We start from the raw sequence: 26,637 nt of genomic DNA on the forward strand, positions 1-26,637 counted from the left end.
AAACAGTGGCATTTTTATGCCAGCAAAATGGTAGGTGAGCTATTTATGTGCCACAGGTATAGAAATATGGGGCACCGCGTCTGGGATCAGGTGGTGACTTTGAGTGTGGGGTTCATGGAGCGTTTACGACTCTTTGCCATCCCGGAGTAGATCCGAGTGTTCCACAACAAATTGCATCCTGTGGCCGGTTAAGCGTAGTTGAAAGCGGGGATTTGGGTGAGGCTCTATTGCGATTGTGCGAGGGAAGCTTAACACAACAACAAGTATGGCAGTGGCTCTGCACTCCTGGGCAAGCCGTCGCAGAAGACCTGCCATTTCGTTTGTATAATTGATTAGTTTCTAAGAGAAATTTATGAGACCTATAGCCCTTCTATTTTTAGCAGGGTTGAAGGCTTTATATCTAGTGCTTAGGCAAGCTTGATGACGTTCAAAATTGTGATGAATCGCCCATGGTTTCGTGGGCATTTCCGACTGACTGCTTATGGCCGATTTCTGCCTGCCGTAGGGGCCGCAGTCACACGAAGCAGATAGATCGACCCAGAACCTGAGTCGATCTGTCAATTCCGGTTAGAAATGCCAGTCCTCAGCGTGAACGACACAACAGAATGCGCCCACCAGGGTTGCATTGTGATGAGCGAGGATACTTTCAGCCTTCAAGGCAGGAGTGTCGGTGCAGGTATGACCATCGGCGATCAGCACTGTATCGAATCCAAGATCTCGTGCGGTGCGGCAGGTACTATCGACATGTCTATAGTGATGGTTCAAAGCATCGCATAATAGCTAAGGGGTCTCGTTGATCAGGGTTTGTTATGTGAGATGCAGATATCCGGGTATACGCTCGACTGTTGCGAACAATCCTTTAACGTGGCATTTTTAATTCGCCAACGCTTGGCGCTCAAAGGGAATGTGCCATGAATAATCCTTATAATATTTATAAAGTTAAACCGTCTAAATTAGACCAGCTTAAAGAGAAGCTTGCCGGGGTTGGGTTGGTCGAACAAAAGACCCATCAAGCTGACAACTACTCCATGACCTTTTATTTTTCGGAGAAAATTAAGGGGAACGACATTTGGTGGTGGGAAACTTATCAGAATTTTTTTAACAATGAGGTTGCAAAGCCCCAAAATATTTTTCACTTCGGACTGCTATTGTGTATACAGTTGGATGATCCAAACCAGATATATGCAGTGAGCCTAGGAAAGGCTCATTTCTACCTTTCGCGATTCATACAATATGATTTCGGCATCGACCTAGCAGTGCGAATGGCCGACGAACATACGATTCTGCTGAAGAAAAGCCGATATTTCACCGGAACCAAAAGGCAAGATGTTTCGTCGTATCAAAAATTTCAGCCGAACAGCTATGATCCAGGAGAGTCTGTAGATCATTTGAAGTTAAGAGCTTCTGATAAGGAGCTGTGGGGTGAAAAGAATATAATTTTTGCAGACTCGATCCAATTGGAGATGAATCGCGATCCGATCGATCTCGCTCAGATATTCGATCAAATCAAAGAAGGCCTAATGGGTAATGAAGTAATTAGGTTGCCAAAGTTGGAGGCTGTCAATGACGAGCTTTCGGAGGAGTTGGATAAACTTCTCTTCATTTCGCTTAAAAATCGCCAAGGTAATATTGCGATAGAAGAATTTCATGTTTATGGTGTTGCGATCTGCTTTAATTTTCATAATTATGATTATCGTTTGTCCGCTAAGAAGCCAGGAAGTTCTGGTTACTACAGAAAAGACATTGGTAACTCGCTGACGGTTGAGCACATCAGTGATTTTTTAGAGGAACATGAGGATGTCGAATGTGTAAGCTCCCTCAGCGTGCAATTTAAAAGTGATGAACAAGGTCTGTTTACAAAAGATCTGAAGGAATTACTAGACCTCCCCGTAGCTTTTGAAGGGTATCAGTATTTTTTAAGAAATGGTGATTGGTATAAATTCAATGATACGTTCATGGATTACCTAAAACGTTCCTTGGATAAAATAGTTACTGTTGTGAAAGAGCCGCTTGAGGAGGCTGACTACATCGTATGGAAAGAAGAGAAGCAACGTAAAATCGAAGCTGGCGAACCTGTTGACGACAATATCACATACCGTGAATCTTATTTTAATAAGAAACAGCGTGATGAAAATGGCTATCTACTACTTGATCGTCAGTTGACGCTAATACGGTCACTTGAGGCTGGCAAAAAAAACTACAAGGTTGAAGTTGCCGATTTATACAAAGATAGGGAGATTATATCTGTAAAAATTTCTGAGACTGGGCCTGATCTTATTTATAACATCGAGCAATCAAAGGACTCGGTTGAACTTATCAAGCGGGGAGAGATTGCTTTTGATCAGGAGTTTGATACGGCTGCTTTGTGGTTCGTGTTTGAAGAAGAGGTTCAAAGGATTACCGAGTTCAACTCAATCCAGTTTCTTCTTGCAGTGGAATCTTGGCAAAAACTTGTAAGCGGGCTAGGGCTAACGCCGAAAATCTACTTTTCTCGGCACAATAAGTGAATAGATGAAAGGCTGCGCATAGTCGTGCTTGCGCAGCCCGGGCGACACGCATTTGGATGTGCAGGCTTAAAACAGCATCGAGGCTAGCGCGTACAGGGATGGAACCCCCCTACTTTCCGAACGTCTGCTTTTGGCCCAGAGTGTGTAAAAACGCGCTGATGCACTGTCGGCGCGCAGCGCCGACGGTTGTTAGCTGAGTAATTGCTCGCAACAAGTCCTGCGGATCATCACTAGGGCCTGGGAGTCCCTAGCGCCGCTTCTACCTTGCTGGGTGGCCAAAATACAGACCTCTTCAGGCCGACAGCGCCTTCATTAAACCGCTGGTACCGAGAATTTTCATGACCCGTTTCAGGTTGTAGGCGAGCACATTCAGGCTCATCTCGGCGCTTACCCCGTTAAGCTTTCGGGTCAGGAAGTGTGTCGCGCCCATCCATTGCTTGAGCGTCCCGAAGGGATGCTCAACCGTCCGTTTTCGGATCCGCATCATTTCCGGCGCGTTGCTCAGCCTGTTCTGCATTTCCTCCAGTACTGCTTCATGCTCCCAGCGTCGAACCCGCCGTTCCGTGCTCGGTGTGCACTGCGGTTTCATTGCGCAGCCCCGGCATTTCGAACTCCAGTAACGGTGCAATGTCAGGCCTTTTTCAACGTTGGTATAGCGCCAGATCAGCGTCTCTCCAGCCGGACAAATGTATTCGTTCTTTGCCGCGTCATAGATGAAGGCATCGTTATTGAAACGCCCGTCCGCTTTGGCTCCAGAGGTCATCGGCTTGGGCACATAGGCGGTGATGTCTGCATCGTGACAAGCCAGGATCTCTTCGCTTTTGAAGTAACCTCGGTCAGCCACTACCGACAGCGTTTCTGACGCCATCGCCTCGCGGGCCTGCTTGGCCATCGAGCTGAGTTGATCGCGGTCGGAACCGACGTTGGTAACCTCATGCGCAACGATCAAATGGTGCTGGGTATCGACCGCTGTCTGCACGTTGTAACCGACGATTCCCGTGCCGCGAGTCATCATGGAGCGGGCGTCTGGATCGGTCAGTGAGACCTGTTTATCCGGCGATTCGTTGAGCTGAATTTCAATGACCTGTAACTCTTTCATCTGAGCTTTGAGCTTGTCGATTTTCTCTTGCAGACGAGTAGCCTTGGGCTGAGCGATTGAGGGTTCTTGCTGATCGGCTTCGTCGAGCGCAGTCAGATACCGATTGATACTCGATTCAATTTCTTCCATTCGCCGCTTCAGCTTGGCGCTGGTGAAATTGCGGTCGCGGTTGTTGACGGCCTTGAATTTACTGCCGTCGATGGCAACCAGATTTTCTCCAAATAATCCCAACTGCTGGCACAGCACCACGAACTGGCGGCAGACGCCTCGGATGGCCTTGCTGTTGTCTTTTCGGAAGTTGGCGATGGACTTGAAATCGGGCATCAAACGCCCGGTCAGCCACATCAGCTCGACGTTGCGTTGGGCTTCTCGTTCCAGGCGCCGGCTCGACTGAATGCGGTTCAGATAGCCGTAGATGTAGATCTTCAGCAGGACAGCGGGATGGTAAGCCGGCCTGCCAGTATCTGCCGGTATGGCGCCTTCAAAACCCAGTTTGACCAGGTCAAGTTCGTCGACAAAAACGTCGACTACGCGCACCGGATTGGTATCCGTGACGTAATCGTCGAGGCTCTCTGGAAGGAAGGTGCTTTGGCCTCGATGTTCACCTTGGATAAAGCGCTTCATGGGCGATCCTTGCGATGAAATCCTCAGAAATCATAGCAAGGGTTCGCGAAAGCGTTTTTACACACTCTGGGCCGAAAGCAGTCGTTGCCGAGCGACCGATTAGGATCGAACACGGATTACCGATCCTACGCTCCGGACCTGCCTACTCCAAGCTCCTGCCTGCTATCCATAACCGTCCTACAAAAACCTCGGAAATTACGCCTATCCCCATGCGGCGACAAAACTTACTGTTACCCCGTCCCCCAAAAAGCGACCAGGTTTGGCGACCTGCAGATCGGATCAGTCCTTTACTTAAATCTGATTCGGAGTTTCACCTTATGGAAAGATACATGCCCCTAACGGGAATCGACCTGGTCCCGGCTTCCCTCCTCATCGACACCCAAGCCCCCCTCGACGTCCTGCAAGCCATGGCCGATTACCGCATCCGCACGGTCACGCAGGTGTTGGAGAACATCGCTTACCGCGCCGAGATCGGTTGTGACACGGTGGTGTTGGCGGACTTTTCCAAGTTGTTGGTCATTCCGTTGCGCGATGGCTGTGATTTGATGGATGTGATCGGTCGGCGTTTGCGGGCGCAGGTTAAGGAGTAAGTGAAGACGGGTGCCGGGCAGGCACCCGTTTTGTTTTGTCGGGGGGACGCGTGGAGGCATAGAATCCGTCGCTCGCCTCGCCCCGACTTCGCAAGGATTGTGAATGCCTTCCCATAAACTCCTCAGCAGCGTGTGTCATAGCCTCGCTCACCACGCCGGCAGTTCGCTGTCCTGGGTTCATCCCCATTTAAGTGAGGCGTTGCGGCCGTTGGGTGTCAGGGTGGCAGGGTGGCAGCGGTTGATTTGACGAAAGAAGACGTCTGCCCTCCCGCGCTGAGAAGTCATCCCTATTTGTCTAACGGGCTTAATGCGTTGAAAACGCGTTTCGAGGAGATGCTGGCGGCGGAAGGTTTTGCGCTTTCGGCGCTGCAAGAGGCGACGGTGTTGTTTAACTTTGAAGACGGTAGCGACGACTATTGCTGTGAGTGCCATGCGCGGTTGGTCAGCGTGACTGGCCGGCAGTACGTGGCGGCGGTGAATTATCTGGGCAAGTCCATCGTTCCGCAGTTTGGGGCTTTTCAATAATGGGGCCGAAGACTAAGCAGCTTATTGGCGTGCTTGAGCAACTTGCCGTGGTGCTTGAGAGCGATGGCGCTGTTCACTGGGGTCAGTGGATGCGCAAAGCGCGGGCGCACTTGTTGAACGGGGATGCCTATGGGGTTGAGTATCTGTTGTCGGCCTACGGCGGGATGAGTTCGCTCAATGATCTTGTGCTTGGTCAAAGCTTTGTCGCGGGTGTGTTTGCGTGGAAACCTGGGCATGTTGAGTTGAATGAAAGGTTCGATGCGCTCAGGGATGAAGCCGCCACGCTCGCTTATGCGATTAAACGGGCTCAGGATTGATCGGCGAACACTTATCCGGCGTCCGCTGTGCCTTTACCCTCCTCTTTTTTATTTGAGTAACCGATGAACATGGATGAGTTTCATCAAGGCAGTTGTTTGTGCGGGGCCGTGACGTATGAGGTTTCGGGTCAGTTGAAAGCGGTGTCGCACTGTCATTGCGCCATTTGCCGGAAGGCCCATGGGGCGGCGTTTGCGACGTATGCCAGTGCGCCGAGGTCGGCGGTTTCCATTGCGAGCAGCGTGGAGGCGCTCAGGCGTTTTCAGTCGTCGGCGGGGGTTACGCGACAGTTTTGTTCGATCTGTGGGACTTCGTTGTTTTGGTCGGATTCGAATGGCGAGTTTGCGGATTGGATTTCGATTGCGGTGGGGACGCTGGATACGCCGTTTCATGCGCAGAAGCAGCGGCATACGTGTGTGTCCGAGAAGGCCTCGTGGTTTGAGATTGGGGATCAGTGGCCTCAGGATTGATAAATTTTAGTCACGGCTAATTCATTGAATGGATTAGTTTTTCTTTGCGCTTAAATGGATGGAAACGCAATGCAACCACCTGTCTCTGACCCGATAAAGCGGGATTACTCGCCACTGACCGTAGGCTCCGCGCTCGTCGTAATCTTCGGTTTGTTGATTATGTTGTTGCGAATTGCACAGGAGAATTACCTGATGGCGATTGGCGCCGCCTGGGTAGCGAACGGTCTGACGTTTGTCCTGCATGTGCTGTATTGGCGGCGTTATGGCTTGTCCGATGGCTTGAAGGTTGCTGTCGTGTTTCAAGGCTTGATTACGCTCGCACCGCTGCTGGCAGGCAATTTTGGAGTGGCGTTGATTTTCTTGATGCTCGGTGGGGAACTGCGCTTTTGGTAGTGCGGATGTCGTGGCGATTGCAGGTTTTGGGGCTGCTTCGCAGCCCAACGGGGGCAAGCCCCCTCGCCACAGGGGATCGGGTCGATGGCGGATTATCAACTTCGCCGATAGCCCATTCTGCCAACCATCATTGGCGTCGATGGTCACCATCACGTCAATGAAGTTCTCATAAAAAATCCCCGGCGTAACATCCGCTCCATACCAACCAATAAACACCCCGGAGCACACCCTCATGAAACGCCAAATCCTTCTCAGCATCGCTTTCTCGGTTTTTGCAGTTAACGCTTTTGCCGCTTCCCACACCATGATCGCCGAAGGCGGTTCGGATCGACTGATTGAAAGCCGTGTGGCTGAGGGTGGTTCGGATCGTCTGCAACAGAATCGTGTTGCCGAAGGTGGTTCGGATCGTTTGATCGAGAACCGCGTTGCTGAAGGTGGCTCGGATCGTCTGCAACAGAATCGCGTAGCTGAAGGCGGCTCGGATCGTCTGCAACAGAATCGCGTTGCCGAAGGTGGCTCCGATCGTCTGCAACAGAATCGCGTTGCCGAAGGTGGCTCGGATCGTCTGCAACAGAACCGCGTTGCCGAAGGTGGTTCGGATCGTCTGCAACAGAATCGTGTAGCTGAAGGTGGCTCCGATCGTCTGCAACAGAATCGCGTTGCTGAAGGTGGCTCGGATCGTCTGATCCAAAACCGCGTCGCATAAATGATTGGCTTTAAAGCGGTAACCAACAAAAAGCCCGGCCTGATCAGCCGGGCTTTTTCATGCCTGAAATAATTCAGTCCTATTCAGGCGCTGCGATTCATACGTTGCTTCGGCTACCTGCCCGCTCGCTGACGTCGAGCAAAGCATCAAACGCCGCATTATCCAGCGGCCGGCTCAGGAAGTAGCCTTGGCCTTCGTCGCACGCCACGGCTTTGAGCAATCTGAGATGTTCGGCGGTTTCAACGCCTTCAGCCGTCACGGTGAGGGATAACGCGCGCCCCAGGCCCACGATGGCCTGGACAATGGCTTTGTCGCCTTCGCTTTCGACCAGTCGGCTCAAAAAGCTACGGTCGATTTTCAAGCCATCGAATGGGAAGGCGCGCAGGTAGCTCAGCGAAGAGTATCCGGTGCCGAAATCGTCCATGGATATCCGCACACCGAGGCGTTTGAGCGTATGCATCAGCTCAAGTGCGCCGGCGGCATCGTCGAGCATGACGCTTTCGGTGATTTCCAGCTCGAGTCGGGTGGGGTCTATGCCGGAGTCATGGAGCGCATTCTGGATGCGCTCGACCAGGTCGCCGCGCTTGAATTCGATGGGTGAAAGGTTGACAGACACGAACAGTTTTTCCGGCCATTGTGCGGCGCAGCGGCAAGCGGTATTGAGCACCCAGTTGCTCAAGGCGAGAATCAGCCCGGACTCTTCGGCAATCGGGATAAACGTGTCGGGTGGTATCAGACCGCGCTCGGGGTGTTGCCAGCGCACCAGCGCTTCGGCGCCGACCATTTGCCCGTCGGCGATGCGGTAACGGGGCTGGAAATGCAGGCGCAGTTCACCGTGTTTGATGGCGTAACGCAGGTCGCTTTCCAGGCGGCGGCGCTCAATGATTCGGGCGTTCATATCACCGGCATAAAAGCGCCAGGTGTTGCGACCGGCGGACTTGGCTTCGTACAGCGCAATATCCGCGTAGCGCAGCAACTCGGCGGCCTCGAAAGCGTCGGTTGGCGCCATCGCGATGCCGATGCTGGCGCTGACGAACACTTCCTGCTCCTCGATGGCGATAGGCCGCTCGATGGACTCGATCAAGCGATGACAGAGTGCCTCGACTTCGTCCTGGGAGCTCACGTCGGTGAGGATCAATACGAATTCGTCCCCACCGATACGGGCGACAAGGTCGCCATCGCGCACGCAGGCCGCCAGGCGACTGGAGACTTCATTGAGGACCAAATCACCGGCGGCATGCCCCAGCAAGTCATTGACCGGTTTGAACCGGTCCAGGTCCAGGCTCAGCATGATCAGCGGCTGCTCTACCGTCGGCAGCGCTTTGAGTTTGCCATCAAGAAACTCCTGCAGACGCGTCCTGTTGGGTAAGCCGGTCAAGGCATCATGCTGTGAGAGGAATTCGATGCGCCGGCGGGATTCAACCTCCTCCGTCACATCGGTCGCGGTGCCCCGGAATCCTTCCCGGGCCATTTGTCGAGCCGATAGGCGAGTGATGCGCTCCCGGCCCTTGGTGTCGACGTATCGGCACTGGACGCTGATATCCGGACGGCGATTCGGGATGCTGAGCCATTGGGATAACGTGCCTAATTCGGTGCACAACAGATCGTCTATACGCGCACCGATCCAAGCGTCCCTGGAAAGCCCCGTGACGACTTCAAATCGCTCGGACAAAAAGGTCAGGCGCCAGTCAGCATCGATTTCCCATACCCAGTCCGAGCTGGCTTCCACCACGTCGCGAAACCGCGCTTCGCTGATGGCCAGCGCATCTTGACTGCTCTGTAGCGACGCATAGCTGGCGTCGAGTGCCAGTGCGCCAGCGGTCGTGCGACGCAAGATGGCCCAGGTCATCAACCACACCAGCAGCGCGGCGACGCCGATCAATGGCAAGCCGATACCCAACAAACGCAGGCCTGGCTGTGACGACTTCCAATGCAGGCTGCCGGCCGCACCGTTATCGCCCAATGCAAGCAAAGAACCTGCGTCCTTTTCGTCGGGGGTGGCGACGTGCAAATGATCGACCCCAAAATCGCTGCCGATTAGTTCAAGTTTGGTGCTGTTCAGCATGTCCACGAAAACCAGCACCGAAGGCGACCGGTCATCGAGCGCCACCGTGGGGTCAGTGCCCGGGGTGATCGCGGCCGCGGCGACAAGCACGGGGGTGCCCCTGACATTGATAAAGGTCGTGATCGGCGTTTCCGTTTCCGCACCGGCACGCGCTTTATCGAGAATGCCGACAATGGACTGGCCGAGCCAATCGGCGGCTTCTACAGGTTTCAACTCACCCTTGATCACAGAGTAAACGGTGCGATTAACGTCGTTGACGACAAACACGCCCTGCATTCCGAAGTCCGTATAAAGCGTTGAACCAATGTTCTGCCGAACGTAAGCCCAGTCAGTGTCCACTTCCGTGTGCAGGTGCTTGTAGGCATCGCCCCAAAATGCGTAGTCCTTGACGGTCGAACGCATGGACTTTTCCAGCGATTGCACGGCCTTCTTGGTGTAGAACGCACTTTCGACCTCTTCCGTGCGGTCGAGATCATGGGCCAGATAAATAAGGGAGAGGCTGGCCAGTACAAATACGGCGGCTAACAGCCCCACAAACTTGAACAGAGAACCGCGTGCCAGCGACAGGCTTGAGCGAATGGTGAGGGTTTGGACGATAGAAGCGAGATTGCTCGGCATAATTTCCCGCTTGTCTTGGAGGCGAGTCGGTCGCATATAACGCTATCGGCTGCGTTAACAGAAGGGTGAGTAACCTCGCTTTTCACGACGCCGTTTCAATACTCTCCAAGAGGCTAGCTGAGTATTTCCCTTCCCCTTGGGAAAGAGGTGAATTAGCGCCAATCCGCAGAGGTTGCGACATCAGATAAATCGAGGTTACTGATCTATCTCGGCTCGCCCAAACCGCGCCACTTGCGCCCTCTTGCGCCCCTGAATCCAATACCCCAACGCCGCCAGCGGCACCGTCCCGAGCATCACCACCACGGCAATCTGCAAAGGCTGCTCGATCCACGTCGACACCAGCAAACTCGCGCCAAAACACGCCCCCAGTTGCAACGCGTTTTGCAACGCCGCCGCTTTGCCGGAGTTTTCCGTAAAGGGTGTCAGTGCGTTGGTAATGATGATCGGGAAACTGGCGCCGTTGACCAATCCCATCAGACAGAACGGGATCAGCAGTGTGGTGAGGGTCGGCGTGGTCAATGTCGCGACCAGGTACAGCGCGACCATGCTCACGCAGTAGGCGAGGATCAGCCAGGGCAGCATGACGTTACCGCTGATGCGTTGCAGCAAACTGCGGCAGCTGAAGCCGCCGATCAGGAAGCCGAGGGTCGGCAATGCGTAGCTCAGGCCGATGTCGCTGGGGCTGTAGCCCATGCCGCCGAGGATGAACGGTGAGGCGGTGAGCCAGGCGAAGAACGCGGCTGAGCAGGCGGCGTAGATCAGGACGTTGCCGCTGAAGGCCGGGGTTTTGAGGAGTTGTCCGAAACTGATGCGCGAGCGTTCGCCGTTGGCGGTCAGGCGTTTCGCTGTAGTTTTGAGCAACACCGTGGGCACCAGCAACAGAACACTGACGCCCAGCAGCACGGCAAAAATCGACAGCCAGCCCAAGTGATTCAGCAGCAGCGCGCCCAGCAGCGGCGCGAGTGCGGGTGACAGGGACATCAGCGGGATGATCCCGGCGAACAGGCGATTGGCTTGTTCTGGCGGGTAGCGGTCGATCACCAGCGCTTGCCAACTGACCGCCGCCGAGCACACGCCGACAGCCTGGATAAAGCGCAGCGCCCAGAGTTGCACGTCGGTTTCGACCCAGAACATGCCGAGGCAGCCCAGGGCGAACAGGCTCAAGCCCATCAGCAACACGGGTTTGCGGCCGATGCGGTCGGACATCGGGCCCCACAGTAATTGGCCGACGGCAAATCCGGCGAGGAAAATGCTCAGGCTTGCGCCGACCGCGCCGGCCGACAGATGCAGTTCGTCGCCGATGACGCCGAACGCCGGCAGGTACATGTCCATGCCCAGGTAGCCAAGCACACTCAGCCCAATCAGGTAACAGGTGAAGCCAAACGAGTTTTTCATCAACGCCCTAACGGAATCTTCAATCAAATAATTTGTTAGCAGCGTGCCATTATGGGTGGTGAGCATTTCGTGTGAAGCGCTAATAATTGAACACTGTGATCAATATTTTTGAAGGCAACTGAATGTGGTCTGAATATTCCCTGGATGTGGTCGATGCCGTGGCCCGGCACGGCAGCTTCAGCGCGGCGGCGCAGGAGTTGCACCGCGTGCCGTCAGCGGTGAGCTACACCGTGCGCCAATTGGAACAATGGCTGGCGGTGCCGTTGTTTGTGCGGCGTCATCGCGACGTCGAGCTGACGCCGGCCGGCAAGTTGTTTATCGAGCAGTCCCGAGGGGTGATGAAAAGCATGCTCGACACCCGGCGCCTGTGCCAGCAAGTGGCCAATGGCTGGAGTGGACAGTTGAAGGTGGCAGTGGATGCCATCGTCAAACACGAACGCTGTCGGCAACTGGTATTGGATTTCTATAAACAGTTTCCTGACGTGGAATTGCTGCTCAGCTACGAGGTGTTTAACGGCGTGTGGGACGCCCTCGCCGATGAGCGCACCGACATCGTGATCGGCGCCACCAGTGCCGTGCCGGTGGCCAGTCACTACAGCTTCCGCGACATGGGCCTGTTGAACTGGTTGTGCGTGGCCAGCGCCCGGCATCCGTTGGCGGCATTGGACGGACCACTGGACGACGATCAACTGCGCCCCTACCCCGCGCTGTGCATGAACGACACCTCGCGCCATCTGCCGAAACGCGATACCTGGTCGCTGGATAATCAGCGGCGGCTGGTGGTGCCGAACTGGGCTTCGGCCCTGGATTGCTTGCGCGAAGGTTTGTGCGTGGGCATGGCGCCGGCGCACTTGATGCTGCCACTGATCGAGCAAGGCGAACTGGTCGCGCTGAACCTGCAACGGCCGTTCGCCGCCAGTCCGTCGTGCGTGGCGTGGAATCAAAACAAGCATTCACCGGCCATGGCCTGGTTGCTGGATTATTTGGGGGATGCCGAGACGATGAATCAGGAATGGTTGAATGGCGCGCTGATCGTTAACGACGAACGTTGAACCCAATCAATCCGCCGACACCCACTTCAACCCGATCACGCCGCCCAGGATCAACGCGATGCACAGAATCCGCAGCGGCGTGGCGGCATCGCCCAATATCGCCATGCCCGCCGCGCGACAGGTTTTGCACACTACAGTGGATCCGGCGTCTTCTATGGGCCAGTGATCGGCGCGTGCTGCGCCATCAACTCCGCGACCCAATCGATGAACACCCGCACCTTGATGCTGATGTGCCGGTTGGGCGGAAAAGCCACAGAAAGCGGCATCGGCTCCAGGCGCCAATCCGCGAACAGGCGCACCAGTTCACCCCGGGCTTCGGGGCCTTTGGACATGTAGTCCGGCAACCAAAACACGCCCATCCCGGCCAGCCCCGCCGCGAGGTAGGCATTGCCATCGTCAACTGCCAACACGTAACGCCCCTTGACCTGAAGCTGCTCATGGCCGCTGCTCATGGCATAGGGCAAAGCCTTGCCCGTACGCGCCCACAGGAAGCCGACGATCCGATGCTCCGAGTCTTCCAGCTCCCGCGGATGCGTCGGCGTACCGAGCCGCTCCAGGTAACTCGGCGCGGCAAACACGCCCAGCTGAAGCTCGCCCACTCGCCGGGCCATCAGCGATTGATCCGTAAGCTCGCCGCCGCGCACCACGCAATCGACGTTCTCGCCGATGATGTCGACGATGCGATCACTGACGCCCATGTCGATCTGGATGTCCGGGTAGCGCGCATGAAACGCCGGCAATGCTGGCATCAGAATCAGCCGCGCCAGCGGGCTGGGCACATCGACCCGCAGGCGGCCCCTGGGTTGCACCGAGGCGCCGGACAGGCTGGTTTCGGCATCGTCCATGTCCGCCAGCAGCCGCACCACGCGCTCATAAAAAACCGCGCCGTCGGCGGTGACGTTGACCTTGCGCGTGGTGCGGTTGAGCAATTTCACCCGCAAGCGCGCCTCCAACTGCTGCACCAGTTGCGTCACGCTGGTCTTGCTCATGTGCAGGGTCTCGGCAGCCTTGGTGAAGCTGCCGGTTTCCACCACCCGGGCGAAGGCCTGCATTGCATCAAAACGGTCCATTTTTGCCCCGGACTGTTTGGGTATTACAAACAGTAATGGCCAAGGTTGCTCGTTTATCGGGCGGGCGCAAGTGCCTACAGTTCCTTCATCGTTAATTGCGGGTCAGTGTTGACCTGCCGATGGAGGTACTTATGACTCAGCGTGATGTGGTTTTTCCGCCTGGACGCCAGGCACTTTACGAGCGCAATCGTTATTCGCCGGCGATCAAGTCCAATGGCTTTTTGTTCGTCTCGGGCCAAGTCGGCAGCACCGAAGACGGCTCGCCCGAACCCGATCTGGAAACCCAAGTGCGGCGCGCGTTCAACAACCTCAACGCGATCCTGGTCGCGGCGGGTTGCACGTTCGATGATGTGGTTGATGTGACGGTGTTTATCGTCAATCCCGAGGAGAAGTTCGAAACCATCTGGAAGATCGTGCCGGAGTTCTGGGGCAACGCACCGCACCCGACGCTGACGGGGGTGGGTGTGACGTGGCTGTATGGGTTTGATTTCGAGATCAAGGTGATTGCCAGGCTTCCACAGGCACAGGCGTAACTCAAAACCACAACGACCTTCCTTGTGCGGGGCCCGGATTGCCACCCGACACAAAGAAGGCCGTTTCCTTTGTCTGACTGCGGAAAAGTCCTCGGGGCTTACACGCTAAACCGGTTTAGCATGCGCTCGCCACAGCACGATGTAGCGTAACGACTGAGTCGGTTTTTTTCGCTCGCCAAGTCAACACCAGCATCGTCAGGAAGCCCAGCACGATCAGCACCGGATAGGCCAGCAACAGTTCAGAAAGCGAATATTTCCAGGCCAACGGGCGCCCGACACCGAGCATCGCGGCATACATCCAGGACACCGCTGATAACGAGCCACAGAACAGCGCCAGCATCCGTGCACTGAACCCGAGATTGAGCAAGGAGCCCGCCTTTTGCAGGGCCGGCAACACCAAGCGATGCAGCAGGATGCCGTTATAACTCAACAACAGGACAATAATCACTTTGGCTTGAAGTTTTGGATTCATAAAGTAATCCATCCCCTTGTCCAGATAATCAATACCGACTATGCCGATACCGGTCAGCCACAACGCTATCAATGCCACGATGACAGACTTCTGAAGGCCTTCCATGTGAGCGTTATCATGTTCAGTGAATGTTTTTCGTTTAAATAAATCTTTGACCATTGTGATATCACTGGTCAACACCAGGCCAATTGCCACACAACACGCCACTAAATGAACATACACAACCCCTAGACGTAAAAGCTCCATGAATTCTTTATTTTCGAGCAGGCTCATAATTGTATTTATCGCCACGGTCAGTTCTCCACCTTATTCGATAGTACAGATCAGCTACTTAACAGGATATTTGTCCACTAAAAAAATCCTGCGCGACCTTACTTATACAAGACAAGCCAAATCATAGACTTGGCACTGCAATGCCCATTGATTCGCCTGGCAAATCAACGACCGGCATATGTGATACCTCCTGAATTGCAGATAAAAAAATCCCCATTTGCATACTCTGCACATGAGGTTCAATTTCCACTTCTTTTTCTGCGACAGCTGCAGCAGGTCATGGGGTGACGTGCTGAAGGATCAGAGGCCCATGCTCCAGAAATGTTCATTTTTCGAGCAGACTACCGACAAACGGCAGCCCCACTTAACACCGTCTTAATCGCCCACTAATCTGACAACTAACCGTCAACGCCCATGGCAACTGGCTTACTTGATTACAGAGGGGCGCGACTACTATCTATTGGATCCACTAGTTACTGTACAGCATCAAACAGGTGCAATAGCGACGAACTCTCATTTACACCTCCCCCCCTTCAAAAACGTCATACTATTGAGCGTGCGATCATCCGCCATTAGACATGAACACTCAAAGACCCAATTGAATTGTTCCGCCCCCAACTTTTGCCGACTAATCCATATCAACTGAATATTGTTAACGCTATCCAGTAACTATTTATCTAATATTTCGAACCGTTATACCGAGTGACGATGCAAGGTTGCGGATGGTGCCAACCCGGCCTATGGTCCAAGCGTGATTTACCTGCAACTGGTAGACGACAAATCCCGTCGCCAGTGGCTGCCCCCCACAGGAGGTGACGACATGCCAACTAATTCCCGCCCCGCCGTTCTCGAACTGATTGGCAACACGCCGCTGGTGCGCGTCAGCCGCTTCGATACCGGCCCATGTACGCTGTTTCTCAAACTCGAATCGCAGAACCCCGGCGGTTCGATCAAGGACCGTATCGGCCTGGCGATGATCGACGCCGCCGAACGCGATGGACGCCTGAAACCCGGTGGCACTATCGTTGAAGCCACCGCTGGCAATACCGGCCTGGGCCTGGCGCTGGTCGGGCGTGCCAAAGGCTATCGGGTGGTGCTGGTGGTGCCGGACAAAATGTCCACGGAGAAGGTCTTGCACTTGAAGGCCATGGGCGCCGAAGTGCACATCACCCGCTCCGATGTCGGCAAGGGCCATCCCGAGTATTACCAGGACGTGGCCGCGCGGTTGGCCAAGGAAATTCCCGACGCGTTTTTCGCCGATCAATTCAACAATCCGGCCAACCCGCTGGCCCATGAGTGCAGCACCGCGCCGGAGATCTGGGCGCAGACCCAGCATGATCTGGATGCGATTGTGGTCGGCGTGGGTTCCGCCGGCACGCTGACCGGGCTGACCCGATTCTTCAAGCGCGTACAGCCGGACCTGGAAATGGTCCTGGCCGATCCGGTCGGTTCGGTCATGGCCGAATACAGCCGCAGCGGCATTCTCGGCAAGCCTGGTTCGTGGGCGGTGGAAGGCATTGGCGAAGACTTTATTCCGTCGATTACCGACCTCTCCAGCGTGCGCCACGCCTACTCGATCAGTGACGAAGAAAGCTTCGACCACGCCCGCCAACTGCTGCGCGCCGAAGGGATTCTCGGCGGCTCGTCCACCGGCACCTTGCTGGCCGCGGCCCTGCGTTATTGCCGCGAACAAACCGAGCCGAAACGCGTGGTCACCTTCGTCTGCGACACCGGCACCCGCTACCTGTCGAAGGTCTACAACGACCAATGGATGAACGACCAGGGCTTGCTGCAATACAAACGCTACGGCGACCTGCGCGACCTGATCTCCCGGCGTTTCGAGGATGGCCGGGTCATCAGCGTTGGCCCGGACGACACCCTGCTCACTGCGTTCCAGCGCATGCGCCTGGCGGATGTGTCGCAACTGCCGGTGCTGGTGGATGGCAAGCAGTTGGTCGGCGTGATCGACGAGTCCGATATTCTGCTCGGCATGCAGGAAGACGCTTCGCACTTTCGCTTGACCGTGGCCAGCGCGATGACCGACAAGGTACAAACCCTGTCGCCCGGCGCCAGCCTGCCTGAACTGCAAGCCGAGCTCGATCGCGGACTGGTGGCGATCATCGCCGACGCCTCGGGCTTTCACGGCCTGATTACCCGCGTCGACCTTCTCAATCATTTACGGAGATCCCTTACATGAGTCAGCACGATGAAACCGGTGCGCCACGTGCCTTCGCCACGCGGGTGATCCACGCCGGCCAGGTCCCGGACCCGTCCACCGGGGCGCTGATGCCGCCGATCTACGCCAACTCCACCTACTTGCAATCGAGCCCCGGCGTGCACAAGGGCCTCGACTACGGCCGCTCGCATAACCCGACGCGCTTTGCCCTGGAACGTTGCGTCGCCGACCTTGAGGGCGGCACCCAGGCCTTCGCCTTCGCCTCCGGGCTGGCGGCGATTTCCACCGTGCTCGAACTGCTCGACGCCGGCTCGCACATCGTCTCCGGCAATGACCTGTACGGCGGCACCTTCCGCCTCTTCGACAAAGTGCGCCAACGCAGCGCCGGGCATCGCTTCAGCTACGTCGACCTGACCAGCCTGGCGAATTTCGAAGCCTCGCTGCAGGACGACACGCGCATGGTCTGGGTCGAGACGCCGAGCAATCCCCTGCTCAGCCTCACCGACCTCAGCGCCATCGCCCGCACCTGCCGCGACCGCGGCATCATCTGCGTCGCCGACAACACCTTCGCCAGCCCGTGGATACAACGTCCGCTGGAGCTGGGCTTCGACATCGTCGTGCACTCGACCACCAAATACCTCAACGGCCACTCCGACGTCATCGGCGGCATCGCCGTCGTCGGGCAAAACCCGGAACTGGCCGAACGCCTGGGCTTCCTGCAAAACTCCGTCGGCGCGATCTCCGGCCCATTCGACGCCTTCCTCACCCTGCGCGGCGTGAAAACGTTGGCCCTGCGCATGGAACGCCACTGCAGCAATGCGCTGGAACTGGCGAAATGGCTGGAAGCCCAGCCGCAAGTGTCACGGGTTTACTATCCGGGGCTGCCGTCACATCCGCAGCACGAACTGGCGCGCCGGCAAATGCGAGGTTTTGGCGGGATGATTTCGGTTGATTTGAATACCGATCTGGCCGGCGCCACACGCTTCCTTGAGAACGTAAAAATCTTCGCCCTGGCGGAGAGTTTGGGTGGCGTGGAAAGTTTGATTGAGCATCCGGCGATCATGACCCATGCGAGCATTCCGGCGGCGACGCGTGCGCAGTTAGGGATTGGGGATGGGTTGGTGCGGTTGTCGGTGGGGGTTGAGGATGTGGAGGATTTGCGGGCGGATTTGGCGCAGGCATTGGCGTTGATCTGATTGAAACCGTAGGAGCGAGGCTTGCCCGCGAAGGCGGTGTGTCTATAACGGTGATTCCGACTGACACGCCGCTTTCGCGAGCAAGCTTTGCTCCTACAGGGATTGATGTTGCCCGCCAACTCTGTGAACGACGCAAACAAATGTAGGAGCGAGGCTTGCCCGCGAAGGCGGTGTCTCAGCGACGAGGATATCGACTGACGCGCCGCTTTCGCGAGCAAGCTTTGCTCCTACAGGGATTGGTGTTGGCTGCCAATTTTGTGAACGACGCAAACAATGTAGGAGCGAGGCTTGCCCGCGAAGGCGGTGTGTCAATGATGAGGATGTCGACTGACACGCCGCTTTCGCGAGCAAGCTTCGCTCCTACAGGGATTGATGTTGCCCGCCCATTTTGCGAACGACGCAAACAATGTAGGAGCAAGGCTTGCCCGCGAAGGCGGTGTGTCAATGGCGAGGATGTCGACAGACCGGTTACCATGCGTTCCGAAATGGATTTTAAGAAAAGGGAGTGGCAGGAGTGAGTGTGGTAATTCCGGCGAATATTATTCAGGCGATTTATGTTCATCCTCACGAGGCGTATATCAAGCCGTTCGGTAAGGCCTGGAGGTTTATGGAAGCGAGTACAAAATGGATGTACGCCATTATTGTGTTCGGTGTCGTGTTTGCGAATGTGTTTGGAAGGCCTTCATTTTCCGATCCTGTTGCTTATTTGATACTCGGTGTGGTGGCGATTGTCGTGTTTGTGATCGTGACCATCAAACTGGTAGAAAAGTCGGAGAGCAAGGCTAAGGTCGATAATGAAAGTCCTGCCGAGGCCGGTTTTCACGTGGGCTTTGATTCGTCGGGCGTCACTGTCGAAAAGCAGATGAGTTCAGAGCATTTTTCTGGCGTGATACCTCGATCGGACATCAAAAAAATTTCCGGTTATGTTCAGGGCGGATGGCTAGGCGCGCGGGATCGCGGCGTTGTCATTGAGAGAAATGACGGCGCACAGTTTCGCTTTGTTTTGTCTATTCAGAAGTCTCGGTTGAATGATTTTCTCAGTGAGTTTGAATTGTCGCTGAAGCAGCTGAATTACCCTGTGGAGCCTCTGAGAAAGTTTCAGGTGTGACTGGAGGATGTTTTATTCACGATGGTAGTGCGCGAGGCGAGTAGCCGGATAGAACCGCCGCCGGACATGTTGAGCAGCTGACTTTTCGTAAAACAAGATAAGGGGGACAGATTTATTTTCGAAGAAAAACAAGAAAATAGATCTTTCCCCTATTCACAGTGAACGACGCAAACAAATGTAGGAGCGAGGCTTGCCCGCGAAGGCGGTGTCTCAGCGACGAGGATATCGACTGACGCGCCGCTTTCGCGAGCAAGCATTGCTCCTACAGGGATTGATGTTGCCCGCCAACTCTGTGAACGACGCAAAACAAATGTAGGAGCAAGGCTTGCCCGCGAAGGCGATCGGTCAATGACGAGGATGTCGACTGGCACGCCGCCATCGCGCAGGCGAACCTTCCAAACCCTCAACGCCGCCGTTCAATGGCAAACTCCCCCCAACTGATCGTTTTGGAGACCGCCATGCTTCGTGTGTTTGAACGAAGGCTCGACCCCTTCCCCCCCGACGAGGTCCCCCCGCCGCCCGACGGCCTGGCCCGATTTCTGTGGGCCTGCACCCGCGGCGCTCGCGGTTACATCCTGGCGCTGGCGCTGCTCAGTGCCGGTGTGTCGATTTACGAAGCCTGGCTGTTTTCCTTCCTTGGGCAGATCGTGGACCTGCTCTCGACCTGGCAGGCCGGCGGTGAAGCGGCGGCGCAGGAAAGTTCCGTGTTGTGGGGCATGGGCATTGTCATGGTGACCAGCGTCGGGCTGGTGGCGTTGCGCACGATGGTGCAGCACCAGGTCTTGGCGATCAATTTGCCGTTGCGCCTGCGCTGGGACTTCCATCGCCTGATGCTGCGCCAAAGCCTGTCGTTTTTTTCCGATGAGTTTTCCGGGCGCGTCACCACCAAGGTGATGCAGACGGCGCTGGCCGTGCGCGACGTGCTGTTCACGCTGATCGAAATCCTCCCGGGGATTGGCGTTTACTTCATCGCGATCATCGCGCTGGCCGGCGGCTTCGCGCTGAAGCTGATCCTGCCCTTCGTGGCCTGGTTCGTGCTGTTCGGGTTGGCCATGTGGTACTTCGTGCCCCGCCTGGGCAAAGTCGGACAGGAACAGGCCAACGCACGCTCGATGATGACCGGGCGTATCTCGGACGCCTACACCAACATCACAACGGTGAAGCTGTTCTCCCACTCCAATCGCGAAGCGCATTTCGCGCGTGCCGCGATGGAAGACTTCAAGCAAACCGGGTTCCGGCAGATGCGCCTGGTCAGCCAGTTCGAGATCGTCAACCAGGCCTTGGTGGTGGCGCTGATCATGGCCGCCGGCGGTTATGCCCTGTGGCTGTGGCACCAGGGTGCGGTCGGCGCCGGCGCCGTGGCGGCAATCATTGCAATGGCATTGCGGATCAATGGCATGTCGAACTGGATCATGTGGCAAATGACCTCGCTGTTCGAAAGCATCGGTACCGCCCAGGATGGCATGGCGACGCTGACCCTCGGCACCCAAGTGCAGGACGCGCCGGATGCGGGCGTGCTGCAGACCACCGGCGGCGCGGTCACCTTCAACAATGTGAGTTTCAACTACAACGGCGAACGCCAAGTGCTCAATGGCCTGAACCTCAGCATCCGCCCGGGCGAAAAAATCGGCCTGGTGGGCCGTTCCGGCGCGGGTAAATCCACGCTGATCAACCTGCTGCTGCGCTTCTACGACGTCAACAGCGGGGAGATTTGCATCGACGGCCAGAACATCGCCAAAGTGACGCAAGACAGCCTGCGCGCCTCTATCGGCATGGTCACGCAGGACACCTCCCTGCTCCACCGTTCCATCCGCGACAACATCGCCTACGGCCGTCCCGACGCGACCGACGCGCAAATCCGCCGCGCCGCCGCCAACGCCCAGGCCGATGAATTCATCAGCCAACTCAGCGACCGGCAAGGTCATAGCGGCTACGACACCCTGGTGGGTGAACGCGGCATCAAACTGTCAGGCGGCCAGCGCCAGCGCGTCGCGATCGCCCGAGTCATGCTCAAAAACGCCCCGATCCTGCTGCTCGACGAAGCCACCAGCGCGCTGGACTCGGAAGTCGAAGTCGCCATCCAGGAAAGCCTCGATGAAATGATGCAAGGCAAAACCGTCATCGCCATCGCCCATCGACTGTCCACAATTGCGGCCATGGACCGGCTCATCGTCATGGATGACGGACGCATTATCGAACAGGGTACGCACAGTGAATTGCTGGCGAAGAATGGGGTGTATGCGCGGCTTTGGCAGCATCAGAGTGGGGGTTTTCTGGGGGAGGATAAGGGTGTGGTTGAGGTGTTGGATCAGGTTTGAGGGGGACGTTCGGGCAGCGATGGGCGTCATGATCGGCGCTGCTTGGTGAGGGGTGCTTTCGGCCAGAAGCAGACACTCAAAAAGCGTCCTGAACGATCAGGCTCTCATGTCATGAAATCATCCAGCTGTCGTACCATCGGCACATCGACAGAACGGAGGTTGATATGGGAAATGGTCAGGGCAAACGAGTGGTTGTCATTGGTGCAGGCATCGTGGGCGCGTCATTGGCGTATCACTTGGCAGGTAAAGGCGCGAATGTCATCTTGGTCGAGGCTCAAGGAATAGCTTCGGGAGTGACTGGCAGTTCATTCGCCTGGATCAATACCTCACACCCCGAACCCGACCCAATTGCGCAACTGCGCGGTTCTGCAATCAAGGAGTACCGCCGACTCGAAACGCAGCTGCCTGGTCTGAAGATACGATGGACAGGAGCCTTGTCTTACAGCGTGATGGCAAGTGGAGAGCTGCAGATCTCAGGTAGCCAAGCTTCGGCAAACCTGGTGTCTCGATCGCAGATTCTCGACCTTGAACCAAATCTCAAGAATCCTCCTCAGTCTGCTGTGTATGTGGCTGAAGAAGGGGCGCTGGACGCAGTGGCAGCTACGCATGTGTTGATCGCAGGTGCCCAGGCACATGGGGCGAAGATTCTCACTCAGACGCGGGTGCTCGGCTTTGTAACCCAGCGTGCAAAGGTGACCGGAGTCGAAACAACAATAGGCATCATCGATGCCGATATTGTCGTATTGGCGGCCGGGACAGGCATTACGAAACTGGCAGACATGCTTGAAGTGTCCCTGCCAATAGAGGCCTCGCCTGCCATTTTCATCCGTTACAAGTCACAACCCAACCTCGTGCACACCCTCATCTCCAGCCCTGAAATGGAAGTGAGGCAAAGTCCGGAGGGTGCGTTGCTGGCGGCAGAAGATTACGTGGACGACTCCATGGAAAATCAGCCGGCAGCGATAGCGCTTCGAACTGCCAAGACCATCCAGAACGAACTCCGTGGTGTTGTTTCTATAAATCCGGAATGGGCTTGTGTCGGACTTAGGCCCATGCCTGCCGATGGCATCCCCGTTATCGGTTATCTACCAAAAGTGGGCGGCGTCTATGTTTGTGCAATGCACCCTGGAGTGACTTTGGCGGCGGTAGTGGGACGCCTTGCCAGCGAGGAGATCATCGATGACAAGGCGTCCAGTGCCCTTTGCCCCTGCCGGCCCGATCGATTCTTCCAAGCGTAGGGATCCTCTTGGGAGGCGGCAATCGGCCAATCAGCGTCCAATTCGACTCTGGCACTTCCCGTCAGTAAATCTGACTGGGCCGTATTTAGCACGACAGAGACAAATATTCAGGAAAGGAAAACTCGATCAATACACAGACTCAGCCCCCTGAACACTATTTATAAAATGAATGACGACTCAACTTACCCAACAGTCGTCACGAAAGTAAGATTAGGGAAAAAGGGACAGACTTATTTACATGCCCCCCTTTTTCCTGGGTAGAACGGAAAAATAAATCCGTCCCTTTTTCTCGGTGTATAGCATTCAGAACAGGCGAAAAGACGGATGTTGAACGTCCGCTTCTGCCAAAAGTAGCCTGTCGTGAACGGCTGCTACATTGTTTTTAGATAAAGGCAGTCTCGATAAACGCTTCCAGAGCCTTTTCTTCAAGTATCTCGATAGAAAAGTGCCCGAAGCGCTTTGGTAACCAGATGACGCGTGCGCCGGACGGGGATTGCAGATTCGCACGAGCCAATGGTTCTCCATTTTCGTCTTGAGGCTGAACACCGACGTCTATCAATTCGTCATAGGCTTTTTCGATATCCGTTGTTGAGTAGCAGTGGCGGTAAATCATCCCTTCACCCGAAGAATCTAAAAGTTCTTTCAGATTCCCCGCCAACGGTTGCACCAGCATGAAACGCTCTTGACCGATCATTGCAATCGCGTAGTGGACGTGCAAACCACCCCGCTCCCAGACAAGCGTTTTGGAGATCCTGGCGTTTAGTATGTGTGCGTAGTAAGCACAGGCTTCCTCAAGATTCTTGACCAGTACATCTACGTGACTGAACTTCAGATCCATTGCATTGCTCCTGTCGAAACGGCACCTATCGTAAACACAACTCGGCGTATTAGGTTGTCAATGAGTGACTGCTCCTTGCCGATAGCTGCCAGTAACCAACAAACCCCACCCATCGCTTGAAAGCGTCCCTCCCCGCCCGTCTTCTACACTGACCAAGCCCGCTCGTACCCCGTCGTTCGCGACCACGAGCGCGCTACCTTTTGCACGCCCCACACCCACCAGATCACAAGGGGACACATGCCATGAACACCATCACGACCAAAGACGGAACGCGGATTTTCTACAAGGATTGGGGTCCGAAGGACGCGACGCCGATCGTGTTTCACCACGGCTGGCCATTGAGCGCGGATGACTGGGACAACCAGATGATGTTTTTCCTGCTCAAAGGCTACCGGGTGATCGCCCACGACCGTCGCGGACACGGGCGCTCGACGCAGACGTGGGAAGGCAATGAAATGGACACCTACGCTGCCGACGTCATCGAGTTGACCGATGCCCTCGACCTCAAGGGCGCGATTCATGTCGGCCATTCCACCGGTGGCGGTGAAGTTGCACGCTACACCGCGCGCGCCAAGCCTGGACGCGTGGCCAAGGCTGTATTGATCAGCGCGGTGCCGCCGATCATGGTCAAGTCGGAGAAGAACCCCGGCGGGTTGCCGCTGGAAGTGTTCGACGGGTTCCGCTCGGCCCTGGTCGCCAGCCGTGCGCAGTTTTACGTGGACGTGCCGGCGGGGCCGTTTTATGGCTTCAATCGGCCCGGGGCCAAGTCCTCGCAAGGCGTGATCGACAACTGGTGGCGCCAAGGCATGATGGGCGGCGCCAAAGCGCATTACGACTGCATCAAGGCGTTTTCCGAGACTGACTTCACCGAAGATTTGAAGGCGATTGAAGTGCCGACGCTGGTCATGCATGGCGAGGATGATCAGATTGTGCCCTTTGCCGACTCGGCGCCGCTGTCGGCCAAACTGTTGAAGCATGCAACGCTCAAAACCTACCCGGGCTTCCCGCATGGTATGCCGACGACTAATGCGGATCAGATCAATGCGGATTTGTTGGCGTTTATTCGCGATTGAAAGTGAGATAAGGGAACAGATTTATTTCCGAAAAAAAATAGATCTGTCCCTTTATTCAAGCCTCGTTCAGAAGGGCTTCAAGCGCACTTTCCAGATCCGATAACTCCACTGTTTCTCCGCTCCCCCAACGCGCAACGCGCCCATCACAATCGACCACGACGCGCACGCCCTGCCCCATCCGGTCTCCAGGGAATTTGCGCAGTTTGAGTTCTACGGTCGTCGGGGTGAGCCAAGTGGATTGATCCGCTGACCAACAAGCGTCCGAGAATTGAAAAATGCAGAGGCCCCGCCGGGTATCGATGATGCGCGGCGAATAGACCCAAAGCGAGTGGCGTGCCTCCCAAGGCGTCACCCGAACACAATAGCGACCGTCCGGTGAGCTGGATTGAATTTCGCTTTCGTCCACTGGCTGTGCGGGGCTACGCGAGGTGACGTACAGGTCGAACGCCCCGACTTGAGCCGTCATCAGAGCGGCATCCTTGTAGGAGTGAACGTGGTTTCGATAGGCCACGAACGCCTCTGACTGCGCACCGTCAGCGAACAGCGAAGCGAGCACCGCGCTTTGCATCAGCCAGTAAATGTCCGGCGAAAGCTCTTGGGCTTTGGAGCTGCTGAGGTCAATCGCTTTTCCCAGCAGGTCCCTGGCCAGGCGCCGCCCGGCGTCGCGCAACGCTGCGTTGGCCACGGGCGCATCGAGCGTCTCCACTTGCGCGATATAGGCCCGATAGCGACTGACCAACTCGCCGGTGGACGGCCCTAATGAAGGACAGGCGGGAGGCGGAAGATCAAGGGGCTTCGGCGCTTCGAATGTCGGCATCCACGCCAGATTCCGTTCCAGGCGGGACGCTGCTTGATTGTCATCTTGCGCCTCTGAAGCGCCGGCCTCCCGATGCGAATTCCACCCAAAGTACGCCTTGATCCGTTGCATACACTTCATCACTGAGTCATCCCTGAAAATACCACCTCCGCTAGTCGTAAAACGCCTCAACCAACGCCCGACTCCCCACAAAAAAACTATCCGCCACCAGCCGCAACGGCTGAAGATCCAGGTCACTGGCCTTATCGCCAATCAACTGCTGAAAATGCCGATACACCGCCGCGTATTCGCCCTCCTCCGAGACCGCCTGGCGCACGCCGTCGATGCTCAGCAAGGCGCCGCCGTTGTCCAGGCGCAGGACGCCTTCGGTGCAGCGAATTTCGATGCTCCAGAGTTCGTCGTGACCGTGGTCGAAATCGAACTCGGCGCGCACGTCGAGGTGGCGCGCGTCGGACATTTTGATCGACGCGGCAATCGGCGACTGGCAGTTGCTGGGGACGCGCAGTTCGGCCGATTCGACAAACAGCGGCAGCGCCAGCAGGTGGGTGGCGATCGACAAGGCGTTGATGCCGGGATCGAACACGCCCAGGCCGCCGGGTTGCCAGATCCAGGCCTGGCCGGGGTGCCATTTGCGCACGTCTTCCTTCCAGTCGATCTGCACGCTTTGCAAGGTGCGGCTAGCCAGCCAGTCACGGGCGGCCTGGATGCCGGGGGCGTAGCGGGAATGCCAGGCGAACAAGCCGCTGACGCCCTGCTCCGCGACCTGATCCACCAACGCCATCGCCTCGCCCAAGGTGGCGCACGGCGGTTTTTCGACCAGCACGTGTTTGCCCGCGGCCAGTGCTTGTTGCACCAGAGCGAAGCGGCCCTGTGGCGGTGTGCAAAACGCAATTGCATCGACGGGCGGGCCGTTTTCCAGCAACTCGCCCAGGGACTTGAAGTTTTCGACCCCGGCGCAGGGCTGCCCTTGGGTGGCGACGGACACCAACTGGAACGCGGGGTTGGCGTGGATAGCGGGGACGTGTTGGTCCTGGGCAATCTTGCCGTAGCCCACCAGACCGAGACGGATCGGTTGCATCAATGACTCCTGATTATTTTTCTTGTCGGGGTATGCGAGCGGGCAAGATTACACCTCTCATGACCATTGATCGCCCCCCTACCGAACC

The 26,637-nt window shown here is 56.3% G+C and carries 24 protein-coding genes and 1 pseudogene; 15 read left to right on the forward strand and 10 right to left on the reverse strand.

Annotation, left to right across the window (positions count from 1 at the left end; all coding sequences use genetic code 11):
• Nucleotides 1-567: 567 nt before the first annotated feature.
• Nucleotides 568-744, reverse strand: a pseudogene (locus tag FQ192_RS17790) (cysteine hydrolase); the annotation flags it as partial.
• A 167-nt stretch (nucleotides 745-911) separates the two neighbouring features.
• On the opposite strand from FQ192_RS17790, the gene FQ192_RS17795 reads away from it, so the two are divergent.
• Nucleotides 912-2,507: a DUF6119 family protein gene (locus FQ192_RS17795; protein ID WP_149659738.1), complete on the forward strand. Its 1,596-nt coding sequence runs from the start codon at nucleotides 912-914 to the stop codon at nucleotides 2,505-2,507.
• Between the two features lie 292 nt (nucleotides 2,508-2,799).
• On the opposite strand, the gene FQ192_RS17800 is transcribed toward FQ192_RS17795, so the two are convergent.
• Entirely contained in the window at nucleotides 2,800-4,230 is a 1,431-nt protein-coding gene (locus tag FQ192_RS17800) for an IS1182 family transposase (RefSeq protein WP_149659739.1), read from the reverse strand.
• A 317-nt stretch (nucleotides 4,231-4,547) separates the two neighbouring features.
• Between FQ192_RS17800 and FQ192_RS17805 the strand changes: the two genes are divergently transcribed.
• The 6 genes from FQ192_RS17805 to FQ192_RS17830 all read left to right on the forward strand — a co-directional run bounded on the left by FQ192_RS17805 (nucleotide 4,548) and on the right by FQ192_RS17830 (nucleotide 7,229).
• On the forward strand, nucleotides 4,548-4,820 hold the full coding sequence (locus tag FQ192_RS17805) for a hypothetical protein (protein ID WP_149659740.1): 273 nt from the start codon (nucleotides 4,548-4,550) through the stop codon (nucleotides 4,818-4,820).
• 228 nt (nucleotides 4,821-5,048) lie between these two features.
• A complete protein-coding gene (locus tag FQ192_RS17810) occupies nucleotides 5,049-5,345 on the forward strand; it encodes a hypothetical protein (RefSeq protein ID WP_149659741.1) in 297 nt (98 codons plus the stop codon).
• Nucleotides 5,346-5,374: 29 nt separating this feature from the next.
• A complete protein-coding gene (locus FQ192_RS17815) occupies nucleotides 5,375-5,662 on the forward strand; it encodes a hypothetical protein (RefSeq protein WP_306108893.1) in 288 nt (95 codons plus the stop codon).
• A gap of 69 nt (nucleotides 5,663-5,731) precedes the next feature.
• The gene (locus tag FQ192_RS17820; protein WP_149659945.1) at nucleotides 5,732-6,130 is read left to right on the forward strand and encodes a GFA family protein; all 399 of its coding nucleotides are present in this window, start codon (nucleotides 5,732-5,734) and stop codon (nucleotides 6,128-6,130) included.
• A gap of 69 nt (nucleotides 6,131-6,199) precedes the next feature.
• Nucleotides 6,200-6,523, forward strand: coding sequence for a hypothetical protein (locus FQ192_RS17825; protein WP_149659743.1), 324 nt, complete (start codon nucleotides 6,200-6,202; stop codon nucleotides 6,521-6,523).
• A gap of 232 nt (nucleotides 6,524-6,755) precedes the next feature.
• Complete coding sequence (locus FQ192_RS17830; protein ID WP_149659744.1) at nucleotides 6,756-7,229, forward strand: phage infection protein; 474 nt, start codon at nucleotides 6,756-6,758, stop codon at nucleotides 7,227-7,229.
• 97 nt (nucleotides 7,230-7,326) lie between these two features.
• On the opposite strand, the gene FQ192_RS17835 is transcribed toward FQ192_RS17830, so the two are convergent.
• Both FQ192_RS17835 and punC read right to left on the reverse strand, forming a co-directional pair.
• Nucleotides 7,327-9,912, reverse strand: a complete 2,586-nt coding sequence (locus tag FQ192_RS17835) for an EAL domain-containing protein (protein WP_149659745.1) — start codon at nucleotides 9,910-9,912, stop codon at nucleotides 7,327-7,329.
• A gap of 195 nt (nucleotides 9,913-10,107) precedes the next feature.
• The gene (punC, locus tag FQ192_RS17840; RefSeq protein WP_149659746.1) at nucleotides 10,108-11,307 is read right to left on the reverse strand and encodes a purine nucleoside transporter PunC; all 1,200 of its coding nucleotides are present in this window, start codon (nucleotides 11,305-11,307) and stop codon (nucleotides 10,108-10,110) included.
• 122 nt (nucleotides 11,308-11,429) lie between these two features.
• Between punC and punR the strand changes: the two genes are divergently transcribed.
• Nucleotides 11,430-12,359 carry a DNA-binding transcriptional activator PunR gene (punR, locus tag FQ192_RS17845; protein WP_149659747.1) on the forward strand — a complete coding sequence of 310 codons (930 nt, stop codon included), beginning with the start codon at nucleotides 11,430-11,432 and terminating at the stop codon, nucleotides 12,357-12,359.
• A gap of 6 nt (nucleotides 12,360-12,365) precedes the next feature.
• Here the strand turns inward: punR and FQ192_RS17850 are convergent, their stop codons facing one another.
• Together FQ192_RS17850 and FQ192_RS17855 are read right to left on the reverse strand one after the other, a co-directional pair.
• Nucleotides 12,366-12,491, reverse strand: coding sequence for a hypothetical protein (locus FQ192_RS17850; protein ID WP_256672303.1), 126 nt, complete (start codon nucleotides 12,489-12,491; stop codon nucleotides 12,366-12,368).
• Between the two features lie 20 nt (nucleotides 12,492-12,511).
• A complete protein-coding gene (locus FQ192_RS17855; RefSeq protein ID WP_149659748.1) occupies nucleotides 12,512-13,429 on the reverse strand; it encodes a LysR family transcriptional regulator in 918 nt (305 codons plus the stop codon).
• A gap of 131 nt (nucleotides 13,430-13,560) precedes the next feature.
• Between FQ192_RS17855 and FQ192_RS17860 the strand changes: the two genes are divergently transcribed.
• Nucleotides 13,561-13,962 (forward strand): RidA family protein, encoded by a 402-nt coding sequence (locus FQ192_RS17860; protein WP_149659749.1) that lies wholly within the window; start codon nucleotides 13,561-13,563, stop codon nucleotides 13,960-13,962.
• 115 nt (nucleotides 13,963-14,077) lie between these two features.
• Here the strand turns inward: FQ192_RS17860 and FQ192_RS17865 are convergent, their stop codons facing one another.
• A complete protein-coding gene (locus FQ192_RS17865) occupies nucleotides 14,078-14,725 on the reverse strand; it encodes a hypothetical protein (protein ID WP_149659750.1) in 648 nt (215 codons plus the stop codon).
• Nucleotides 14,726-15,527: 802 nt separating this feature from the next.
• Between FQ192_RS17865 and FQ192_RS17870 the strand changes: the two genes are divergently transcribed.
• From FQ192_RS17870 to FQ192_RS17890, 5 genes are all read left to right on the forward strand, one after another.
• Nucleotides 15,528-16,904 (forward strand): cystathionine beta-synthase, encoded by a 1,377-nt coding sequence (locus FQ192_RS17870; protein WP_149659751.1) that lies wholly within the window; start codon nucleotides 15,528-15,530, stop codon nucleotides 16,902-16,904.
• On the forward strand, nucleotides 16,901-18,079 hold the full coding sequence (locus tag FQ192_RS17875) for a PLP-dependent aspartate aminotransferase family protein (protein WP_149659752.1): 1,179 nt from the start codon (nucleotides 16,901-16,903) through the stop codon (nucleotides 18,077-18,079). The genes FQ192_RS17870 and FQ192_RS17875 overlap by 4 nt, the downstream gene beginning before the upstream one ends.
• A gap of 514 nt (nucleotides 18,080-18,593) precedes the next feature.
• The gene (locus tag FQ192_RS17880) at nucleotides 18,594-19,187 is read left to right on the forward strand and encodes a hypothetical protein (RefSeq protein ID WP_149659753.1); all 594 of its coding nucleotides are present in this window, start codon (nucleotides 18,594-18,596) and stop codon (nucleotides 19,185-19,187) included.
• Nucleotides 19,188-19,645: 458 nt separating this feature from the next.
• Nucleotides 19,646-21,505, forward strand: coding sequence for an ABC transporter ATP-binding protein (locus FQ192_RS17885; protein ID WP_149659754.1), 1,860 nt, complete (start codon nucleotides 19,646-19,648; stop codon nucleotides 21,503-21,505).
• 164 nt (nucleotides 21,506-21,669) lie between these two features.
• Nucleotides 21,670-22,743 (forward strand): FAD-binding oxidoreductase, encoded by a 1,074-nt coding sequence (locus FQ192_RS17890; RefSeq protein ID WP_149659755.1) that lies wholly within the window; start codon nucleotides 21,670-21,672, stop codon nucleotides 22,741-22,743.
• A 382-nt stretch (nucleotides 22,744-23,125) separates the two neighbouring features.
• Here FQ192_RS17890 and FQ192_RS17895 read toward each other — a convergent pair whose 3' ends face one another.
• Nucleotides 23,126-23,581 carry a VOC family protein gene (locus FQ192_RS17895; protein ID WP_149659756.1) on the reverse strand — a complete coding sequence of 152 codons (456 nt, stop codon included), beginning with the start codon at nucleotides 23,579-23,581 and terminating at the stop codon, nucleotides 23,126-23,128.
• Between the two features lie 242 nt (nucleotides 23,582-23,823).
• Between FQ192_RS17895 and FQ192_RS17900 the strand changes: the two genes are divergently transcribed.
• A complete protein-coding gene (locus tag FQ192_RS17900) occupies nucleotides 23,824-24,654 on the forward strand; it encodes an alpha/beta fold hydrolase (RefSeq protein ID WP_149659757.1) in 831 nt (276 codons plus the stop codon).
• Nucleotides 24,655-24,709: 55 nt separating this feature from the next.
• Here the strand turns inward: FQ192_RS17900 and FQ192_RS34055 are convergent, their stop codons facing one another.
• Together FQ192_RS34055 and FQ192_RS17910 are read right to left on the reverse strand one after the other, a co-directional pair.
• Nucleotides 24,710-25,582 carry a hypothetical protein gene (locus FQ192_RS34055; RefSeq protein WP_178129152.1) on the reverse strand — a complete coding sequence of 291 codons (873 nt, stop codon included), beginning with the start codon at nucleotides 25,580-25,582 and terminating at the stop codon, nucleotides 24,710-24,712.
• 40 nt (nucleotides 25,583-25,622) lie between these two features.
• Nucleotides 25,623-26,549, reverse strand: coding sequence for a Gfo/Idh/MocA family protein (locus FQ192_RS17910; protein WP_149659758.1), 927 nt, complete (start codon nucleotides 26,547-26,549; stop codon nucleotides 25,623-25,625).
• Nucleotides 26,550-26,637 lie beyond the last annotated feature (88 nt).

Source organism: Pseudomonas sp. ANT_J12 (genome assembly GCF_008370045.1).
In the GTDB taxonomy this organism is placed as follows: domain Bacteria; phylum Pseudomonadota; class Gammaproteobacteria; order Pseudomonadales; family Pseudomonadaceae; genus Aquipseudomonas.